Source organism: Ramlibacter agri (assembly GCF_012927085.1).
In the GTDB taxonomy this organism is placed as follows: domain Bacteria; phylum Pseudomonadota; class Gammaproteobacteria; order Burkholderiales; family Burkholderiaceae_C; genus Ramlibacter; species Ramlibacter agri.
On record NZ_JABBFX010000001.1, the window covers coordinates 956,858 to 974,070 of the forward strand.

Sequence of the window (17,213 nt, forward strand, 5' to 3'; positions counted from 1 at the left end):
GGCTCATTCAGTGGAGATGTGGCGTTCGGCGGCGATGCGCTTCCATTGCGCGAGTTCTTCCTTCATGCGGGTGCCGAAGGCGGCGGGGTCCAGCCGCATGGGCGCGGCGCCGTCGGGGTCGAGCACGGCGCGCAATTCCGGCGCATCGGCCAGGGCATTCATTTCGCGGTTGAGGCGCGCGACCAGCGGCGCCGGTGTGCCCGCCGGTGCCAGCAGGCCGACCCAGATCTCGACGCCGTAGCCCGGCACCGCATCGGAGATCGGCGGCAGCTCGGGAAAGGCATTGCTGCGCGCCGGCGAGGTGACGGCCAGCGCGGTCAGCTTGCCGGCCTTGATCTGCGAGGCGAGCGAACTGTAGTTGGAGACCATCAGCTGGATCTGCCCCGACACCAGCCCGAGCAAGGCTTCGGACGCGCCTTTGTACGGCACGTGCGCGGTCTGCACGCCGGCCTGCGCATTCAGCAGTTCGGTCGCCAGGTGGCCCAGCGAGCCGATGCCGGAGGAGCCGTAGTTCAGCGCGCCGGGCCGGCTGCGGGCCGCGGCGAGCAGGTCGGCCTGCGTCTTGTACGGCGCGCTCGCCGGCACGGCCAGCAGCATCGGGCCGTTGGCCATCAAGGCCACCGGCGCGAAAGCGGCCAGCGGGTCGTAGGGCAGCTTGGGCTGCGTGGCTGCCGAGGTGAGGAAGGACGACGAGGATAGCAGCAGCACCGAGCCGTCGCGCGGCGCCTTGGCCACATAGTCGGAGCCGATGACGCCGGCCGCGCCCGCGCGGTTGTCGACGATGACGCTGGTGTTCAGCCGCTTCGACAGCAGCGGCGCCAGCGCGCGCGCCACCACGTCGTTGCTGCCTCCGGGCGGGAAGGGCACCACCAGTTTCACCACCGGCGGGAACTTCGGGTCGGCCTGGGCCCCGGCCTGCGCGCCCGCGAGCAACGCGCTGGCGGCAAGGAAAGTCCTGCGGCGAAGTGGAATCGGCATCACAAGCTCCGTGCTATCGATGCACCCACTTTAGGGGAGCGATCGATAGAAAGGCGTGATCGATCCGATCAGGCGGCCCGTTCGTGGCCGGCGGCTTCGGAGTAGAAGAACTGCATGCTCGGGCGCTCGGAGATCAGCTCCATGGCCATCGTCGAGACCACGCTCACCGCCGCCGGCGCGACGCCCGGCGCGGTGGAGGCCAGCACGTATTCCAGCGGCGGCAGCGGCGGGTCGGCCACCAGCACGCGCAGCGCGCCTTCGGCCACTTCGCGCACCGCGGCGGATGGCGAGGCCAGTGCCACGCCCACGCCTTCGCAGGCCAGGCGGATGCGCGAGATCAGGTTGGGGCAGGCATGGTGGCGGTCGGGGCGCGCTTCGCCGGCTGCGAACCAGTGTTCGGCGATGGTGCGCAGCTGGCTGCCCGGCACGTCGGTGATGATGGCGGAGCCGGCCAGCGTCTGCGGGTCGATGCTGCCGCTGGTGAATCCCAAGGAAGGCGCCGCCAGCCAGGCCAGCTCCACCCGCCCGAGCGGCTGCGCGCGCAGCGAGGGCGGCAAGGGCAGGCCGGCCGACACGATGGCGGCGTCCAGCTCGCCCGCGACCAGGTGCTCGCGCAAGGCCTCGCTGGTCTCCACCATGAACTCCAGCGCGATGCTGGGGTAGGCATGCGCGAGCCGCCGCACCAGCGTGGGCAGCCAGGTTGCAGCCGGCACGCTGGTCACGCCCAGGCGCACGCGGCCCGAGAGCTTGTGGCGCGTGCCCACGCGCTGGCGGATGTCGGAGGCCAGGCGCAGCATCTGCTCGGCGTAGCCCACCAGCTCGCGGCCCTTGGCCGTGAGCACCGCCTGCCGGCGCGAGCGGTCGAACAGCTCCACCCCGAGCTGCTCCTCCAGTTCACGGATGCGCGCCGAGATCGTCGGCTGCGCGGTCTTCAGATGGCGGGCGGCCGCGTGGAAGCCGCCCAGGCGCGCCACCCAGTAGAGGGCCTCGAACTGCTTCAGCTGCATGCCCGGACTGTAGCGCCGGGCCGCGGCCGTGCGCGCTCAGCCCGCCGGGCGCAGCGCCTGCGCGTCCCAGGCGCGCCGCAGCACCGACGGCGAGCGCGCTTCCTCGGGGATCAGCAGCGCGTCGCGCTCGCGCATCCAGCGGCCCAGCGCCACGTGGCTGGTCAGCACCGCCAGCGGCACGCCCAGCAGCAGCGGCAGGCCCACGGGCAGCAGGCCGACCAGCGCATCCAGTTGCACCGAAGCGACGACCGCGGCTTGCGCGGCCACCAGCACGGTCATGGGCGCGAGCCGCAGCGCCGCTTCCGACCAGGTGAGGCCGTTCGCCGAGCGGGGCGGCGATTTCCATTCGAGCTTCAGGCCGGTCAGCGCGATCAGCACGAACCACGAATGCGCGAGCATGCGCACCGGTGCCTGCAGCAGGGCGAGCGCCGTTTCGAGCACGGCACTGCGCAGGAGGGCGCGGGCGCCGCCGAAGCCTCGCTGCTCGCGCCGCAGGAACACCGCGGCGATGCCCAGCAGGCGCGGCAGGAACAGCATCGCCAGGGTCCAGGACCACAGCCCGCGCAGTTCCACCGGCAACGCATGCCATTGCGGCTGCAGGCCGGCGCGCGAGATCCACAGCGCGGTGCCGAAGCCGAGGAACACCAGCCACAGCGGCGCCGACAGGTAGGACATGGCACCGATGGCGAACATCGTGCGGTGCACGCGATGCAGGCCCGGCTCCGCCAGCAGGCGCGCGTTCTGCAGGTTGCCCTGGCACCAGCGGCGGTCGCGCTGCAGCTCGGACAGCAGGTCCGGCGGCTGCTGCTCGTAGCTGCCGACCAGGTCGCCCACCAGCCACACGTGGTAGCCGGCGCGGCGCATCAGCGCGGCTTCGACGAAGTCGTGCGACAGGATCGGGCCGCACAGGCCGCCCTGGCCCGGGATCGCGGCCAGGCCGCAATGGCGCGTGAAGGGCTCGACGCGCAGGATCGCGTTGTGGCCCCAGTAATGCGATTCGCCCAGCTGCCAGAACTGCATGCCCAGCGTGAACAGGCGGCCGGTGACGCGCGAGGCGAACTGCTGCGCGCGCGCGTGCAGCGTGGCGTGGCCGACGGCCTGGCTGGCGGTCTGGATGATGCCGGCGCGCGGGTTCGCTTCCATCAGCTTCACCATGGAGACGATGCAGTCGCCGCTCATCACGCTGTCGGCGTCCAGCACCACCATGTAGCGGTAGTTGCGGCCCCAGCGGCGGCAGAAGTCCGCCACGTTGCCGGACTTGCGGTGCGTGCGGCGCTTGCGCAGGCGGTAGTACACCTCGATCTGCGGCTGCCTGGGGTGCGTCGCGAGCGCGGCGCGCAGGGTGGCCCAGGCGGCTTTCTCGGCGGCGATGATCTCCGGGTCGTAGCTGTCGGACAGCACGAACACGTCGAACACCGGCGCGTGGCCGGTGGCCGCGACCGATTCGCAGGTGGCGCGCAGGCCGGCGAACACGGTGCCCACGTCCTCGTTGCAGATCGGCATGATGATCGCGGTGCGCGCGGCGGGTGCGACCGGGTGGTTCAGCACGCTGCGCGCCGACAGCGAGTGCCGGTCGCCGAATAGCGTGACCCAGAAGCCCATGAGCGCGGTGACGAAGCCCGTAACCACCCAGGCCGAGAGGATGGCGAACAGCGCCACCTGGCCCCAGCGCAGCCAGGCGTTGCCGATCTCCGGCTGCGCCAGCGCGAAGAGGGTGCTCGCGCAGCCGGCGCTGGCGAGTGTCAGCAGCACCAGCACCACGCGGCGGCGGTCAGCGGCGTCCTGCCAGGCCGCGCGTGGCTCGCTGCGTTTCCCGCTCGTGCGGGCGCGCAGCAAGGTTTGCAGCAGCGCCGTCGCGATGCTGCGCCAGAAGCCGCGCCAGGGCTGCGGCGGCATCGAGCCGCGCGCGAACGGCGGCGCCGTCATCGAGTTGGGATGGCGTTCGGCGCGCACTGTCGGGCGCGCGGGTTTCACTCGGGAAGGACTATGTTGCTCCATGTCTCGCTCAGGACGTGGCCGTCGTGTTGGAGGAAGGCCCGCAGTTCCACCGGCTGCGCCGCGTCGGCCCGCGCAACGCGCAGGACCAGGCGCCAGCCCCGGTGGTCGGGCAGGGGATAGGTGTTCTGTTCGACGACGCGGCCGTTGGCGCCGGCGCTGACGACGGCGCGCACCGGCGCGTCGGCGGGCAGGGCGTCCAGCGCCGGGCCGGCGAAGTCGACGGCGTACTGCACTTCGCCGGCGCGCGCGGCCGCATCCTTGGCGTAGCCGGAGCCGCGGCGCGACTGCTGCGTCCAGGCGCCGGGCGGGCGCTGCTGCGTGTCGCCTTGCCACAGCAGCTCGTAGGCGAAGTCCAGCGGCTTGCCCGGCGCGGGCAACTGCGCCGGCACCCAGTAGGCGACGACGTTGTCGTGGGTTTCGTCCGGCGCATGCAGCTGCAGCAGTTCCACGCGGCCCGGGCCCCAGTCGCCGAGGGGCCGCACCCAGGCACTGGGCCGGCGCTCGTAGCGCGCTTCGACGTCCTCGTAGCTGGCGAACTGCCGGTCGCGCTGCATCAGGCCGAAGCCGCGCAGCTGCTGCACCGCGAACGAGTTCGTGCTCGTGCGCGCCGGGTTCTGCAGCGGCCGCCACAACCACTCGCCGTCGCCGCTGGCGATCATCAGGCCGTCGGAGTCGTGCACCTCGGGGCGGAAGTCGCCAGGCCGCGGCTGGTTCTCGCCGGAGAGGAACATGCTGGTGAGCGGCGCGATGCCCAGCGTCGCGACCGGGCGCGCGGCGCCCACGCGCAGGAACACGCGCGCCTGCACGCGCATCACCGTGTCGGTGCCGGGCGTGATGTCGAAGCGGTAGGCGCCGGTGGCGCGCGGCGACTCCAGCAGCGCGTAGAGCGTCAGCTGGCGCGCATCGGCGGCCGGCTTCTGCAGCCAGAAGGCGGTGAAGCGCGGGAACTCCTCGCCCTCGCCGCCGACCGTGTCGATGGCGAGGCCGCGTGCCGACAGGCCGTACTGCTGGCCGGCTCCAAGCGCGCGGAAGTAGCTGGCGCCCAGGAAGACGACCAGTTCGTCCTTGTAGGCCGGCGAGTTCAGCGGGTAGTGGATGCGGAAGCCTGCGTGGCCGAGGTCGCCCCAGGTGTCCGGGTGCACCGCGTTGGCGCCGAAGTCGTAGTCGCGGCTGTCGTAGTGCAGCGGCTTCACGCCGGCGGGCGTGACCTCGTTCACTTGCACGGCCTCGCGCTGGTAGAGGCCGCGATGGAAGAACATCGCCTCGAAGGGCAGGTTCGCGTCGCGCCACAGCGCGCGCGCCGGGCGGAAGCGGATGTCGCGCAGGCCGTCGTAGTCCAGTCCTTGCAGTTCGGCCGGCAGCGTGGTCGACGCAGGCACGTACGCGGCGTGCGCGCGTTCGGCGGCAAGGCGGGCGACGGAATCGAAATCGAAGGCGGGGGCGGTCTGCGCTTGCGCGCCGGCCGTCCCGATCGCGGCCAGCGCGCCCACGAACAACAGGCGCAGCAGCCGGAAAAGACTAGGCATGGAGAGCCTAGGGCAAACCCTGTGCCAGCCTGAAAAGTCCTTTCAGATCATGGGCTTGCGAGCGCCTGGCGGCGGACGCGGCGAAATCGCGGCCCGGCGCACCGGCCTGGGACGCATTTTCGTCGCCGCATGGCGACAAGCCTGCCGCTCGGCCGCGGCAAGCCCTTGATTTGCCGTCAGGCCTCGTTGTCGCCGGATGGCGACAGGCCTTCGCCGCGTGCACGCGACTGGAAGTGCCCGGGCGTGAGTTCGTGCTTTTGCAGCAGGCGGTAGAACTCGGTCCGATTGCGGTCGGCCAGGCGCGCCGCGTCGGCGACGTTGCCGTCCGTGAGCTTCAGCAGGCCCACCAGGTAATCGCGTTCGAAGCGGCGCTTGGCTTCCGCATACGTGAGCACCTGGACCGAGGGCGTGCGCAGCGCGCGCTGCACCAGCGCCAGCGGCACCAGCGGCGTCGTGGTGAGCGCGCAGACCTGCTCCACCACGTTATAGAGCTGGCGCACGTTGCCAGGCCAGGGCGCGGCGATCAGCGCCTTCATCGCCTCCGGCGCGAAGCCGGAAAGCTTGCGTCCGTACTTCGCGGCCAGCTTGTCCAGGAAGTGGTTGGCCAGCAGCGGGATGTCCTCGCGCCGCTCGCCCAGGTTCGGCAAGGTGAGCGCGACGACGTTGAGGCGGTAGAACAGGTCTTCGCGGAACTGGCCGGCGGCCATGGCGGCGTCGAGGTCGCGATGCGTCGCCGAGATGATGCGCACGTCCACCGGGTGCGTCTGGCTGGAACCCACGGGCCGCACCGCGCGCTCCTGCAGCACGCGCAGCAGCTTCACCTGCAGCGCCGGCGGCATGTCGCCGATTTCATCGAGCAGCAGCGTGCCGCCGTCGGCCGCCTGGAACAGGCCCTTGTGGTTGCTGGTGGCGTCGGTGAAGGCGCCCTTCACGTGGCCGAACAGCTCGGACTCCAGCAGCGCCTCCGGGATGGCCCCGCAGTTGACGGCGATGAAGGGCCGCGCGGCGCGCGCGCTGGCGCGATGGATGGCACGGGCGAGCACCTCCTTGCCGGTGCCGCTGTCGCCGCGCAGCAGCACGCTGGCGTCGGAGCGCGCCACCAGGCGCGCTTCCGCCAGCAGGTCCGCCATGCGGCTGGAGCGGCTGATGATGCCGGTGCGCCAGCCTTCATCCGCATGCGCGACGGGCGACGCGGGCGCGGCCACCGCGAGCGCCTGCGTGACCTTCTCCAGCAGTTCGCGGCTGTCGTAGGGCTTGGTGAGGTAGCCGAACACGCCGCGCGCCGTCGCCTCCACCGCATCGGGAATGGTGCCGTGCGCGGTGAGCAGGATGACGGGCAGCGCGGGGTGGCGCTGCCGCACTTCGTCGAACAGCGCCAGGCCGTCGCGGCCGGGCAGGCGCACGTCGCTGATCACCAGCTGCGGGCGTTCCAGCTCCAGCTGCGCCAGCGCCGCTTCGGCCGAGCCGGTCGTTGTGACGCGATAGCCCGCCGACTGCAGCCGCATCGCCAGCAACTGCAGCATGTCCGCGTCGTCGTCGACGACGAGGATGCGGGGCGCGGACGAGGAGGTGGCCATGTTCAGTGCTTCAGCGTGGGGCGCGCGGCGCGGCCGGCGTGGTGGGCACGCTGCGCTCGATGGCGCGCAGCGCTTCCAGCCTTTCGTTCAGCGCGTCGTTGCGGCGGCGGGCTTCCCGCAAATCGCGTGCCTGGCGGTCGGCCAGCTCGTCGGCCTTGCGACGGTCGGCCAGTTGCGCGGCAAGCAGGCGCGCGAGCGGCTGCAGCGCTTGCGCTTCGGCGTCCTGTTGCGCCAGCACGCGCTGCAGTTGCAGTTGCACGCGCGGCTGCTGCGTGGAGTCGCCGGCTTGCAGCAGCGCGATCGCCAGTTGCAGGGCCTGCGTCGCGGATGGTGGCGTGTCGCCGAAGCGCTGGATCTCGGCGGCCAGTTCGGGCGCGGGCAGCGTGCGCACGCGGTCGGCGTAGGCCAGCACGGCGTCGGCCGGCGCGGGGGCTGGTCGGGCCGCGACGGGCGGGGCGACCGGTGTGCGCGCAGGTTCGGGTGGCCGGGCGGCCACCAGCGGCGGCGCCGGCACCTGGGATGCGCAGCCGGCGGCCAGCGCCAGCAGGACCAGGGCGCTGGCAGCGTGCGGCCGGTTCAGTTCAATTGGCATGGGGCAGTTCTATCCGGAAATGGCTGCCGCGGGGCGCGTCCAGCAGCGCCACGCGGCCGCCGTGCGCGGCCACGTATTCCTGCACGATGGACAGGCCGATGCCGGAGCCGCGCACGGCGTCCTGCGGCTGGCGCGCGCCGCGGTAGAAGGGCTCGAACACGCGCGGCCGGTCTTCTTCCGCGATGCCGGGGCCTTCGTCCTGCACATCCACCGTCACGCCCGCGGGCGTGCTGTCCAGGCGCACGCGCAAGGTGGCGCCGCGCGGCGAGAAGCGGATGGCGTTGGACAGCAGGTTGGCGAAGGCGGCGCCGAGCTTGGCGGCATCCACCGGCAGCAGCTGGCGCTCGCCTTCCACAACGACCTGCAGCTCGCGCGCCTGCCATTGCAGCCGCTGCGCCCCGACCTGCTCGCGCAGCAGCGCCAGCAGGTCGGTGCGGCGCCGCTGCAGCTGGCGCGCTTCGAAGCCGGCCGCATTCAGTTGCAGCAAGGCTTCGATGTGGCCCTGCAAGGCCAGCGTGTTCTGGTGCAGGATGCGCACCACTTCCTTCTGGCCCGCGCTCAATTCGCCGGGCACGCCGTCGCGCAGCAGCGCCACGCCTTCGCGCAGCGCCGCCAGCGGCGTCTTGAGTTCGTGCGACACATGGCGCAGGAAGCGCGCCTTGTCCGCTTCCAGTTCGGTCAGGCGCAGGCGCAGCCACTCCAGCTGCTGGCTGACGCCTCGCACGTCCGAGGGGCCCGGGATGTCGATGGGGTCGGCGAGGCGGTTCTCGCCCAGGCCCACGATCGCGCTTTCCAGCTGCTTGAAGGGCCGCGCCAGCCAGAGCCCGAAGACCACGGCCAGCAGCACGGCCAGTGCGATCGCCGCCAGCACCTGCCGCATCAGGCTGGCGCGCTCCGCTTCCAGCTTGTCGCGCAGTTCGCGGTTGCGAGCCTGGATCAGCTGCTGCACCTGCGCGCTGAGGCTGCCATTGCGCGCATCGAGCTCGCGGAATTCGCCGGCCACCTGGCGCTCGCGGTCCAGCGCGGTGTCCGCGGGGCCATCGAGCAGGCGGGTGATGTCCTGCGCCTGCTCGCGCCACTTCGCGGGTTCGGCGCCGGGCAAACCGGCGGTTTCCATGTCCTGCAGCGCGGCGCGCGCGAGACGCATCTCGTCGTCGAAACGATGCCGCAGCACAGCGTCGTTGAGCACCAGCGACTGGCGCGCCGCCCGCTCCATGCCGGCGCTGCGCGCGGCCAGCGTTTGTGCCGCGCCGTTGAGGGCCAGGGAGCGGCTGGCGGCATCGGCGCTCTGCGCCATCAGCTGCTCCAGCACGACGACCGCGCGCAGCGCCGTGGCGCCCAGCAGCGCGGCGATCAGCAGGAAGGCGACCAGCAGCAGCCGCCGGAACGAGCCCATGGAAGGGCGCTCAGGCGGCGAGCGTCGACTCGGCGCGCACCACTTCGCCGCGCAGCGAATGCGGCAGCGCTTCGGTGATGGTCACGTCCACCATCTGCCCCACCAGGCGCTGCGGCCCGGCGAAGTTGACGATGCGGTTGCACTCGGTGCGGCCCATCAGCTCGGTCTTGTCCTTGCGCGAAGGGCCTTCGACCAGGATGCGCTGCACGGTGCCGACGCGGCTGGCGCTGATGCGCTGCACGTTCTCTTCGAGGACGGCCTGCAGGTGCTGCAGGCGCTTCAGCTTGACTGCGTGCGGCGTGTCGTCCGGCAGGTTGGCCGCCGGCGTGCCCGGGCGCGGGCTGAAGATGAAGGAGAAGCTGGCGTCGTAGCCGACGTCGGTGACCAGCTTCATCAGCTTCGCGAAGTCTTCCTCGGTCTCGCCGGGGAAGCCGACGATGAAGTCCGAGGACATGGACAGATCGGGCCGCACCGCCCGCAGCTTGCGGATGGTGCTCTTGTATTCCATGGCGGTGTAGCCGCGCTTCATGGCCATCAGGATGCGGTCGCTGCCATGCTGCACCGGCAGGTGCAGGTGGCTCACCAGCTGCGGCACCTTGGCATAGACGTCGATCAGGCGCTGCGTGAACTCGTTCGGGTGGCTGGTGGTGTAGCGGATGCGCTCGATGCCGGGGATTTCCGCAACGTACTCGATCAGCAGGGCGAAGTCGGCGATCTCGCTGGTGTCGCCCATCTTGCCGCGGTAGGCGTTGACGTTCTGCCCGAGCAGCGTCACTTCCTTCACGCCCTGGTCCGCCAGGCCGGCCACTTCGACCAGCACGTCGTCGAACGGACGCGACACTTCCTCGCCGCGCGTGTAGGGCACCACGCAGTAGCTGCAGTACTTGGAGCAGCCTTCCATGATGGAGACGAAGGCCGAGGCGCCGTCCACCCGTGCGGGCGGAAGGTTGTCGAACTTCTCGATCTCCGGGAAGGAGATGTCCACCTGCGGGCGGTGCTGGCGCTCGCGCTCGGCCAGCAGCTGCGGCAGGCGGTGCAGGGTCTGCGGGCCGAACACCACGTCCACATACGGCGCGCGCTCGATGATGGCCGCGCCTTCCTGCGAGGCGACGCAGCCGCCCACGCCGATCAGCACGCCCTTCTTCTTCAGGTGCTTGACGCGCCCGAGGTCGGAGAACACCTTTTCCTGCGCCTTCTCGCGCACCGAGCAGGTGTTGAAGAGGATCAGGTCCGCCTGTTCGGGGTCCTGCGTCGGTTCGTAGCCTTCGGCCGCGTTCATCACGTCCGCCATCTTGTCCGAGTCGTACTCGTTCATCTGGCAGCCGAAGGTCTTGATGTAAACCTTCTTCATGCCGGCCTCACTTGAGAAGGAGGAGGCGGGCGGACCAGATCAGGTCCAGCAGCTCGTAGAAGCGCTTGATGCCGTTGGGGTCGCCGGTGCTGACGCCGCCGACCTTGGCGTATTCGTCGGCCGTGAGCAGCCACACTTCATGCACCAGGCCCGCGCCGTCGCGGCGGTACACCGTGTAGATGGTCTTGCCGGCGAGCGTGCCGGTCAGCACCAGCATGTTGTTCAGGTCGCGGATGCGGACGCCGGGCGAGAAGCGGTCGTCCTTGCCGTCGACGGTGATGATGGGCGGCGTGGCGCTGACGACCATGATGGCCGGCTTCACGTCGCGCGGCGCTTCGCGCACGATGCCTTGGGCGGACGCCACGAAGGCGGCGGTGGCGAGGGAAAGGCCTGCGAAGGCCAGCTTGATCCAGCGGTTCATGGTGTAGAGCCAGAGGCTGTGGGCTTGGGGAAAATAACAAAGGGCACTGTGCAAGACAGTGCCCTTGAGTGTCAAACGCGGATTGTGCCAGACGTTGGTTTCCCGCCGCGCTGGGTGGGTTACATCTTCAGCGCTCGTATTTGGTGGTGAGCTTCGCCTCGCCCAGCTTGGCGAAATGGATCATGAAGCCGACATACGCAGCGGAAGCATCGTCCGGCACGTCGAGCTTGTCGGTGTTCAGCGCGTACAGCGTGAAGATGTAGCGATGCGGGCCGTGGCCGGGCGGCGGTGCGGCGCCGCCGTATTCCTTGCCGCCGAAATCGGTGCGGCCCTGCTTGGCGCCCTGGGGCAGCGCGCTGCCACCGGTTGCGCCCGCGCCTTCGGGCAGACTGGTGGCGCTGCCCGGGATGTCGTAGACGACCCAGTGCCACCAGCCGGAGCCGGTGGGCGCGTCGGGGTCGTACAGGGTGAGCGCGAAGCTCTTGGTGCCGGCGGGCGCGCCTTCCCAGCTGAGCGCGGGCGAGCGGTTGTCGCCACCGGCGCCCATGCCGTTGAACACGTTGGCGCGGGGCAGGGTCTGGCCTTCGGAAAGGCTGGGGCTGCGCAGGATGAATGCCATGCAATTGCTCCTCAAGCGGCCGCGCGGCGGCCGGTCCGGCGGGGATTATCGGCCCAAGCGCGCGAGGCGGGGGCGCGGGTTCCTACAGGCCGGGGGAGGGGCTGCCGGCACGGTGAAGCCACATGAAGTCTCTTGTTGCCGTCCTGTTCTTTCTGGCTGCCTTGTGTGCGGGTTGCGCACAAGGTGGCCTGACTCGCGTGGCTGACGCGGAATCCGGAAAGCTGTGCCGCGACGGCGTGATCCTGCCGCCGGACGGCAGTTGCGCCGCGCATGGCGGCGTGCGGGCGAGCCGGCAGTGAGCTCGGGCCGAAAAGCGAAAAACCCGCACCAGGCGGGCTGGATGCGGGTTCCGATGTTCTGGTGGCGCTTCAGGGACTCGAACCCCGGACCTGCGGATTATGATTCCGTCGCTCTAACCAACTGAGCTAAAGCGCCAAGCCCGCTATTGTAGCGCAATTCTTCGGCGGCTTCCGCGCGGCCGCGCGACAACAAAGCTCGGCCATCGACCCCGAAGCGTGGTGGCGGCCGTAGAAGGCGGTGTGAGAATCCATCCATGCCGCGAGCGCTGCGCGATTTACCCGACGAGGACCTGATGCTGGCCTATGCCGCCGGCGATGCCGCGGCCTTCGATCTCCTGTACACCCGCCACGAAGCCGCCCTGTACCGCTTCGTGCGGAGGCTGCTGGGCGCGCCGCTGGCGGCCCAGGCCGACGAGGTCTTCCAGGACGTGTGGCTGCGCATCGTCGCGGCCCGCGCCAGCTTCAAGCCGCAGGGCGCGGCCTGGCGCACCTGGGCCTTCACCATTGCCCACAACGCCTGCATGGACCGCCTGCGCGTGGCCGGCCGCGAAGTGTCCGTCGATGGCGAGGACGATGGCGACGAGCCGCTGGACTGGCTGATGGCGAAGACCGGCCGCGTCGCGCCCTCCAGCGAAGACCAGGCTTTCTGGCGCGCCGCCGGTGCGCAGCTGCTGCACTGCCTGGAAGCGCTGCCCGCCGCCCAGCGCGCGGCCTTCCTGCTGCACCACGAGGACGGCGCGAGCGTCGAGGACCTGGCGCAGCGGCTGGCGCTGCCTTTCGAAACCGCCAAGAGCCGCCTGCGCTACGCGCTGAAGAAACTGCGCGGCTGCATGGGCCGCTACCTCGAAGCCCTGGAGCCGGTGCAATGACCGAACTGCGCGACGCCCGCCTGCGCCGGGCCATGGAGGAAGCGCCGGACGCCGGCCTGCAGCCGCCCGCGCGCACGCGCGAAGCGATCCGCGCCGCCGCGCATGCCGCGGTGGAACCGGCCTGGCGCCGCTGGTGGCCAGCCGCGCGGCCCGGGCGCGGCACGCCCTGGATCGCCGCATTCGCCAGCCTCGTGGTGGCGACGCTGGTGGTGCTGGTGTGGCATCGCGAGGAGATTCCGGGGGCGCGCAAGGAGGCACCGTCGGCGGACGTGCAGGCGCCGACCGCCGCTGCGCCGGCGCCGGAAGCGCCCACGGTTGTCGCGCCAGCGCCGGGCGCTGCGGCTGCGCCCAGTGCTTCGGTGGCGCCCGCGCCTGTGCCAGAGGCGACGCGCGTGTCGCCGCCTCCGGTCGCGGCCAAGCCCGAGCGCGAGCGCAAGGCAGATGATGAAGAGCGGCGCGCCGAGCAGCAAGCTGCGGAGCGGCGCGCCAAGGAGCAGGCGGTGGAAGCGCGCGCACAGCGCGAGCGGCAAGCGTCGGCCGCGACCGGCGCGCCAGCACCCTCCGCTCCCGCGCCGGTGGAAGCGCCGCCTGCGATCGCAGCGGCTCCCACGCCAGTGCCGCTGCAGGACCTCACGCGGCCGGCGCCGGCGGAGGCGACACGCCTGCCAACTGGCGTGCCCTCGATGCGCATGGCCCCGGCGCCCGCGCCAGCGTCCCCCATGGCGCAGCAATTGCGGCCGACGGCGCCGCCGGGCTGGGATGCCGTGCGCATCCAGGCGGATGCCCGCGACAAGCGCGTCGCGCGTGCGGACGCGGACAAGCTGGCAGGGTTGCTGGAACAGCTGCTGCAGTCAGGGCAGGACGGGAACGTGGGCGCGTCGCCGGCGCAGTTGCGGATGGAGTTCACGCAGGCGGGCTTGCCGGCCGGCGTGCTGGAGCTGGCCGCCGAAGGCTGGCGCTGGCGGCCCATGGGCGGGACGACACGGGCCCTGCGGACGGATGCCGTGTTGACCGAGCAGGTGCGGGAAGAGGCTTTGCGGGTGGTGCGGCGCTAGGCTAGCTGGGGTCGGCTTGTCGCCGAACCCAGCCTGCGGAGCAGCCGCGGAACCCAGGCAAGAAGCAGCCGCCAACCCAGGCGCGAGGCAGCCCGCAACCAGCGTGGCTCACTTGTGCTGGAACTGCGCCTTGCGCTTGTTCACAAAGGCGTCCATGCCTTCCTTCTGGTCGGCGGTGGCGAACAGCGCGTGGAACAGGCGGCGCTCGAACATCACGCCGTCGGCCAGCCCGCTTTCGAAGGCGCGGTTGACCGACTCCTTGGCGGCCAGCACGGCGATCTGCGAGAAGTCGCAGATCTGCAGCGCGGCGCCCAGCGCTTCGTCCATCAGCTTGTCCAGCGCCACGACGCGGCTCACGAGGCCCGCGCGCTCGGCTTCCGTCGCGTCCATCATGCGGCCGGTCAGCGCCATGTCCATGGCCTTGGCCTTGCCCACCGCGCGCGGCAGGCGCTGCGTGCCGCCGGCGCCGGGGATGATGCCCAGCTTGATCTCGGGCTGGCCGAACTTCGCGTTGTCGGCGGCGATGATGAAGTCGCACATCATCGCCAGCTCGCAGCCGCCGCCCAGCGCGAAGCCGCTCACCGCGGCGATCACCGGCTTGCGCACGCTGCGGATCGTTTCCCAGTTGCGCGTGATGTAGTCGTGCTTGTAGACGTCGGAGAAGCTGTAGGTGGCCATCGCGCCGATGTCGGCGCCGGCCGCGAAAGCCTTCTCGCTGCCGGTGATGATCATGCAGCCGATGCGCTCGTCGGCATCGAAGGCCTTCATCGCCTGGCCGAGCTCATCCATCAACTCGTTGTTCAGGGCGTTCAGTTGCTTGGGCCGGTTCAGCGTGATCACGCCGACCTTGTCCCCTTCGGTGCGGACGGTGATGAATTCGTAAGCCATGGCTTCTCCTTTTCGCTGTGACTATAACCAAGGGAAAGCGCGCTGCGGCCGCGCAGGGCCCGGTGCTAGATTCAGCGCGAAGGAGTCTCCATGTCCGAAGCCACCGTCCTCCACGAACAGCGCGGCGCCGTCGCGCTCATCACGCTGAACCGGCCGCAGGCCCTCAACAGCTTCACCCGCCAGATGCACCGCGAGCTGTGGGCCGTCCTCGACAGGATCGAGCAGGACAAGTCCGTGCGCGCGGCCGTCATCACCGGCGCCGGCCGCGGCTTCTGCGCCGGCGCCGACCTCGCCGAATTCGATTTCGAGCCCGGCCCCGACCTCGTGAAGCGCGCCGACCCCGGCCCCGTGATCGAGCAGGCCTTCAACCCCAGCGTGCGCAGGCTGATGGCGCTGCGCGTGCCCACCATCGCCGCGGTCAATGGGGTCGCGGCGGGCGCGGGTGCATCGCTGGCCATGACCTGCGACCTCGCCGTCGCGGCGAGCAATGCAAGCTTCATCCAGGCCTTCAGCAAGATCGGCCTCGTGCCGGATGCGGGCGGCTCCTGGTTCCTGGTGAAGAAGCTGGGCCTCGCGCGCGCCATGGGCTGCGCGATGCTGGGCGACAAGCTGGGCGCGAAGGACGCCAAGGAGTGGGGAATGATCTGGGACGTGGCGCCCGAGGGCGAAGACTGCGTCGCCACCGCCATGACGCTCGCGGAACGTCTGGCGGCGCTGCCCACGACGGCCCTCGTGCAGACACGCAAGCTGCTGCGCGCCGCGGCCAGCAACGAGCTCGACCAGCAACTGGACCTGGAACGCGACACGCAGTCGGGCCTGGGCAAGACCCACGACTACATCGAAGGCGTCATGGCCTTCCGCGAGAAGCGTCCCGCGCAGTTCACCGGCGAATGAGCACTGATCCCAAGGCGCTCGCTGCCCGCGTCGGCGCGGCCATGTACGCGGCGGATCCGGCCGTGCGCGACTTCATGCAGATCGAGCTGCTCGCCTGCGAGCCGGGCCGCGCGCTGATGCGCATGGTGGTGCGCGAGCCCATGCTCAATGGCCACAGGATCTGCCACGGCGGCCTGATCTTCACGCTGGCCGATTCCACCTTCGCCTACGCCTGCAACAGCCACAACCGCGTGACGGTGGCCGCCGGCGCCAGCATCGAATTCCTGAAGCCCGCGCACCTGGGCGACGTGCTCAGCTGCGAAGGCGTGGAGCAGGTGCTGCAGGGCCGGCACGGTGTCTACGACATGAAGGTGAGCAACCAGCGGGGCGAGATCGTGGCCGTGTTCCGCGGCAAGAGCGCGAGCATCCAGGGCCATGTGGTGCCCGAGGAGGACTGATGGCCGAATTCGCCCTGGAGCTGATCGAGAAGGCCAGCGTCGACGAACTGCGCGGGCTGCAGTTCAAGCGCCTGCAAGGCACGCTGCGCCACGCGTACCGCAACTCGCCGGCGTATCGTGCCAAGTTCGACGCGGCGGGCGTGCATCCGGACGACCTGCGCAGCCTGTCGGACCTGCGCAAGTTCCCCTTCACGACGAAGACGGACCTGCGCGACGCGTATCCCTTCGGCATGTTCGCGGTGCCGCGCCAGCAGTGCGTGCGCATCCACGCTTCCAGCGGCACCACCGGCAAGCCCACGGTGGTCGGCTACACGAAGAACGACGTCGAGACCTGGTCGCACGTGATGGCGCGCAGCATCCGCGCGGCCGGCGCGCGCCCGGGCGACCTGGTGCACGTGAGCTACGGCTACGGCCTGTTCACCGGCGGGCTCGGCGCGCACTACGGCGCGGAGAAGCTGGGCCTGACGGTGGTGCCCTTCGGCGGCGGCCAGACCGAGCGCCAGGTGCAGCTCATTCGCGACTTCCAGCCGGACATCATCATGGTCACGCCCAGCTACATGCTGGCCATCGCCGACGAGATGGAGCGCCAGGGCATGGACCCGCAGGACTGCAGCCTGCGCCTGGGCATCTTCGGCGCCGAGCCCTGGACCAACGACATGCGCGCGGCCATCGAGCAGCGCCTGGGCATCGACGCCGTCGACATCTACGGCCTGTCGGAGGTGATGGGCCCCGGCGTCGCGAACGAGTGCATCGAGACCAAGGACGGGCCGACGATCTGGGAAGACCACTTCTATCCGGAGATCGTCGATCCCGAGACCGGCGAGCCGGTGCCGGATGGCGAGCTCGGCGAGCTGGTCTTCACCAGCCTCACCAAGGAGGCGCTGCCCGTCATCCGCTATCGCACGCGCGACCTCACGCGGCTCTTGCCCGGCACCGCGCGCACGATGCGGCGCATGGAGAAGATCACGGGCCGCAGCGACGACATGATGATCGTGCGCGGCGTCAACGTGTTCCCGACGCAGATCGAGGAGCTGATCCTGAAGCACGCGGCGCTGGCGCCGCACTACCAGTGCATCCTCACGCGCGAAGGGCCGCTCGATTCGTTGACCGTCGCCGTGGAAGCCGGCCCCGGCCTGCCGCACGACAGCGGCGACGCGCAGGCGGCCGCGGAACGGCTCGCGTACGAGATCAAGGTCTACATCGGCACCAGCGCGCGCATCGAAGTGCGGCCGGCGGGTGGGGTGGAGCGGAGCGTGGGGAAGGCGAAGCGGGTGGTGGACCAGCGGCGGCTCTGACCCTCACGGGG

The 17,213-nt window shown here is 70.7% G+C and carries 16 protein-coding genes and 1 tRNA gene; 5 read left to right on the forward strand and 12 right to left on the reverse strand.

Going from position 1 to position 17,213, the window contains the following annotated elements; all coding sequences use genetic code 11:
• Positions 1-3: 3 nt before the first annotated feature.
• The 11 genes from HHL11_RS04595 to HHL11_RS04645 all read right to left on the reverse strand — a co-directional run bounded on the left by HHL11_RS04595 (position 4) and on the right by HHL11_RS04645 (position 11,900).
• Positions 4-978: a tripartite tricarboxylate transporter substrate-binding protein gene (locus tag HHL11_RS04595; protein ID WP_169417258.1), complete on the reverse strand. Its 975-nt coding sequence runs from the start codon at positions 976-978 to the stop codon at positions 4-6.
• A gap of 68 nt (positions 979-1,046) precedes the next feature.
• Positions 1,047-1,985 (reverse strand): LysR family transcriptional regulator, encoded by a 939-nt coding sequence (locus HHL11_RS04600; RefSeq protein WP_169417259.1) that lies wholly within the window; start codon positions 1,983-1,985, stop codon positions 1,047-1,049.
• A 36-nt stretch (positions 1,986-2,021) separates the two neighbouring features.
• Positions 2,022-3,983, reverse strand: coding sequence for a glucans biosynthesis glucosyltransferase MdoH (mdoH, locus tag HHL11_RS04605; protein WP_169417260.1), 1,962 nt, complete (start codon positions 3,981-3,983; stop codon positions 2,022-2,024).
• On the reverse strand, positions 3,956-5,509 hold the full coding sequence (locus HHL11_RS04610; RefSeq protein WP_169417261.1) for a glucan biosynthesis protein G: 1,554 nt from the start codon (positions 5,507-5,509) through the stop codon (positions 3,956-3,958). The genes mdoH and HHL11_RS04610 overlap by 28 nt, the downstream gene beginning before the upstream one ends.
• Before the next feature lie 176 nt (positions 5,510-5,685).
• Entirely contained in the window at positions 5,686-7,086 is a 1,401-nt protein-coding gene (locus HHL11_RS04615; RefSeq protein WP_169417262.1) for a sigma 54-interacting transcriptional regulator, read from the reverse strand.
• A gap of 10 nt (positions 7,087-7,096) precedes the next feature.
• Positions 7,097-7,678: a hypothetical protein gene (locus tag HHL11_RS04620; RefSeq protein ID WP_169417263.1), complete on the reverse strand. Its 582-nt coding sequence runs from the start codon at positions 7,676-7,678 to the stop codon at positions 7,097-7,099.
• Positions 7,668-9,074: a sensor histidine kinase gene (locus HHL11_RS04625; RefSeq protein WP_169417264.1), complete on the reverse strand. Its 1,407-nt coding sequence runs from the start codon at positions 9,072-9,074 to the stop codon at positions 7,668-7,670. Before HHL11_RS04625 ends, HHL11_RS04620 begins: the two co-directional genes overlap by 11 nt.
• A 10-nt stretch (positions 9,075-9,084) precedes the next feature.
• Positions 9,085-10,425 carry a tRNA (N6-isopentenyl adenosine(37)-C2)-methylthiotransferase MiaB gene (gene miaB / locus HHL11_RS04630; RefSeq protein ID WP_169417265.1) on the reverse strand — a complete coding sequence of 447 codons (1,341 nt, stop codon included), beginning with the start codon at positions 10,423-10,425 and terminating at the stop codon, positions 9,085-9,087.
• A gap of 7 nt (positions 10,426-10,432) precedes the next feature.
• A complete protein-coding gene (locus HHL11_RS04635) occupies positions 10,433-10,846 on the reverse strand; it encodes a hypothetical protein (RefSeq protein WP_169417266.1) in 414 nt (137 codons plus the stop codon).
• A 127-nt stretch (positions 10,847-10,973) separates the two neighbouring features.
• Positions 10,974-11,465, reverse strand: a complete 492-nt coding sequence (locus HHL11_RS04640) for a YbhB/YbcL family Raf kinase inhibitor-like protein (protein WP_169417267.1) — start codon at positions 11,463-11,465, stop codon at positions 10,974-10,976.
• Positions 11,466-11,823: 358 nt separating this feature from the next.
• Positions 11,824-11,900 (reverse strand) — tRNA-Met (locus HHL11_RS04645).
• A 118-nt stretch (positions 11,901-12,018) separates the two neighbouring features.
• On the opposite strand from HHL11_RS04645, the gene HHL11_RS04650 reads away from it, so the two are divergent.
• Both HHL11_RS04650 and HHL11_RS04655 read left to right on the forward strand, forming a co-directional pair.
• Positions 12,019-12,633: a sigma-70 family RNA polymerase sigma factor gene (locus HHL11_RS04650; RefSeq protein ID WP_169417268.1), complete on the forward strand. Its 615-nt coding sequence runs from the start codon at positions 12,019-12,021 to the stop codon at positions 12,631-12,633.
• Positions 12,630-13,688, forward strand: coding sequence for a hypothetical protein (locus HHL11_RS04655; RefSeq protein WP_169417269.1), 1,059 nt, complete (start codon positions 12,630-12,632; stop codon positions 13,686-13,688). Before HHL11_RS04650 ends, HHL11_RS04655 begins: the two co-directional genes overlap by 4 nt.
• A gap of 108 nt (positions 13,689-13,796) precedes the next feature.
• Here the strand turns inward: HHL11_RS04655 and HHL11_RS04660 are convergent, their stop codons facing one another.
• Positions 13,797-14,576 (reverse strand): enoyl-CoA hydratase, encoded by a 780-nt coding sequence (locus tag HHL11_RS04660; RefSeq protein ID WP_169417270.1) that lies wholly within the window; start codon positions 14,574-14,576, stop codon positions 13,797-13,799.
• Positions 14,577-14,666: 90 nt separating this feature from the next.
• Between HHL11_RS04660 and HHL11_RS04665 the strand changes: the two genes are divergently transcribed.
• From HHL11_RS04665 to paaK, 3 genes are read left to right on the forward strand one after another with little or no spacing between them, the layout of a single operon-like run.
• Entirely contained in the window at positions 14,667-15,470 is an 804-nt protein-coding gene (locus tag HHL11_RS04665; protein WP_169417271.1) for an enoyl-CoA hydratase-related protein, read from the forward strand.
• Positions 15,467-15,907 (forward strand): hydroxyphenylacetyl-CoA thioesterase PaaI, encoded by a 441-nt coding sequence (gene paaI, locus HHL11_RS04670; protein WP_169417272.1) that lies wholly within the window; start codon positions 15,467-15,469, stop codon positions 15,905-15,907. The genes HHL11_RS04665 and paaI overlap by 4 nt, the downstream gene beginning before the upstream one ends.
• A complete protein-coding gene (gene paaK / locus HHL11_RS04675) occupies positions 15,907-17,202 on the forward strand; it encodes a phenylacetate--CoA ligase PaaK (protein WP_169417273.1) in 1,296 nt (431 codons plus the stop codon). The genes paaI and paaK overlap by 1 nt, the downstream gene beginning before the upstream one ends.
• Positions 17,203-17,213: the final 11 nt, after the last annotated feature.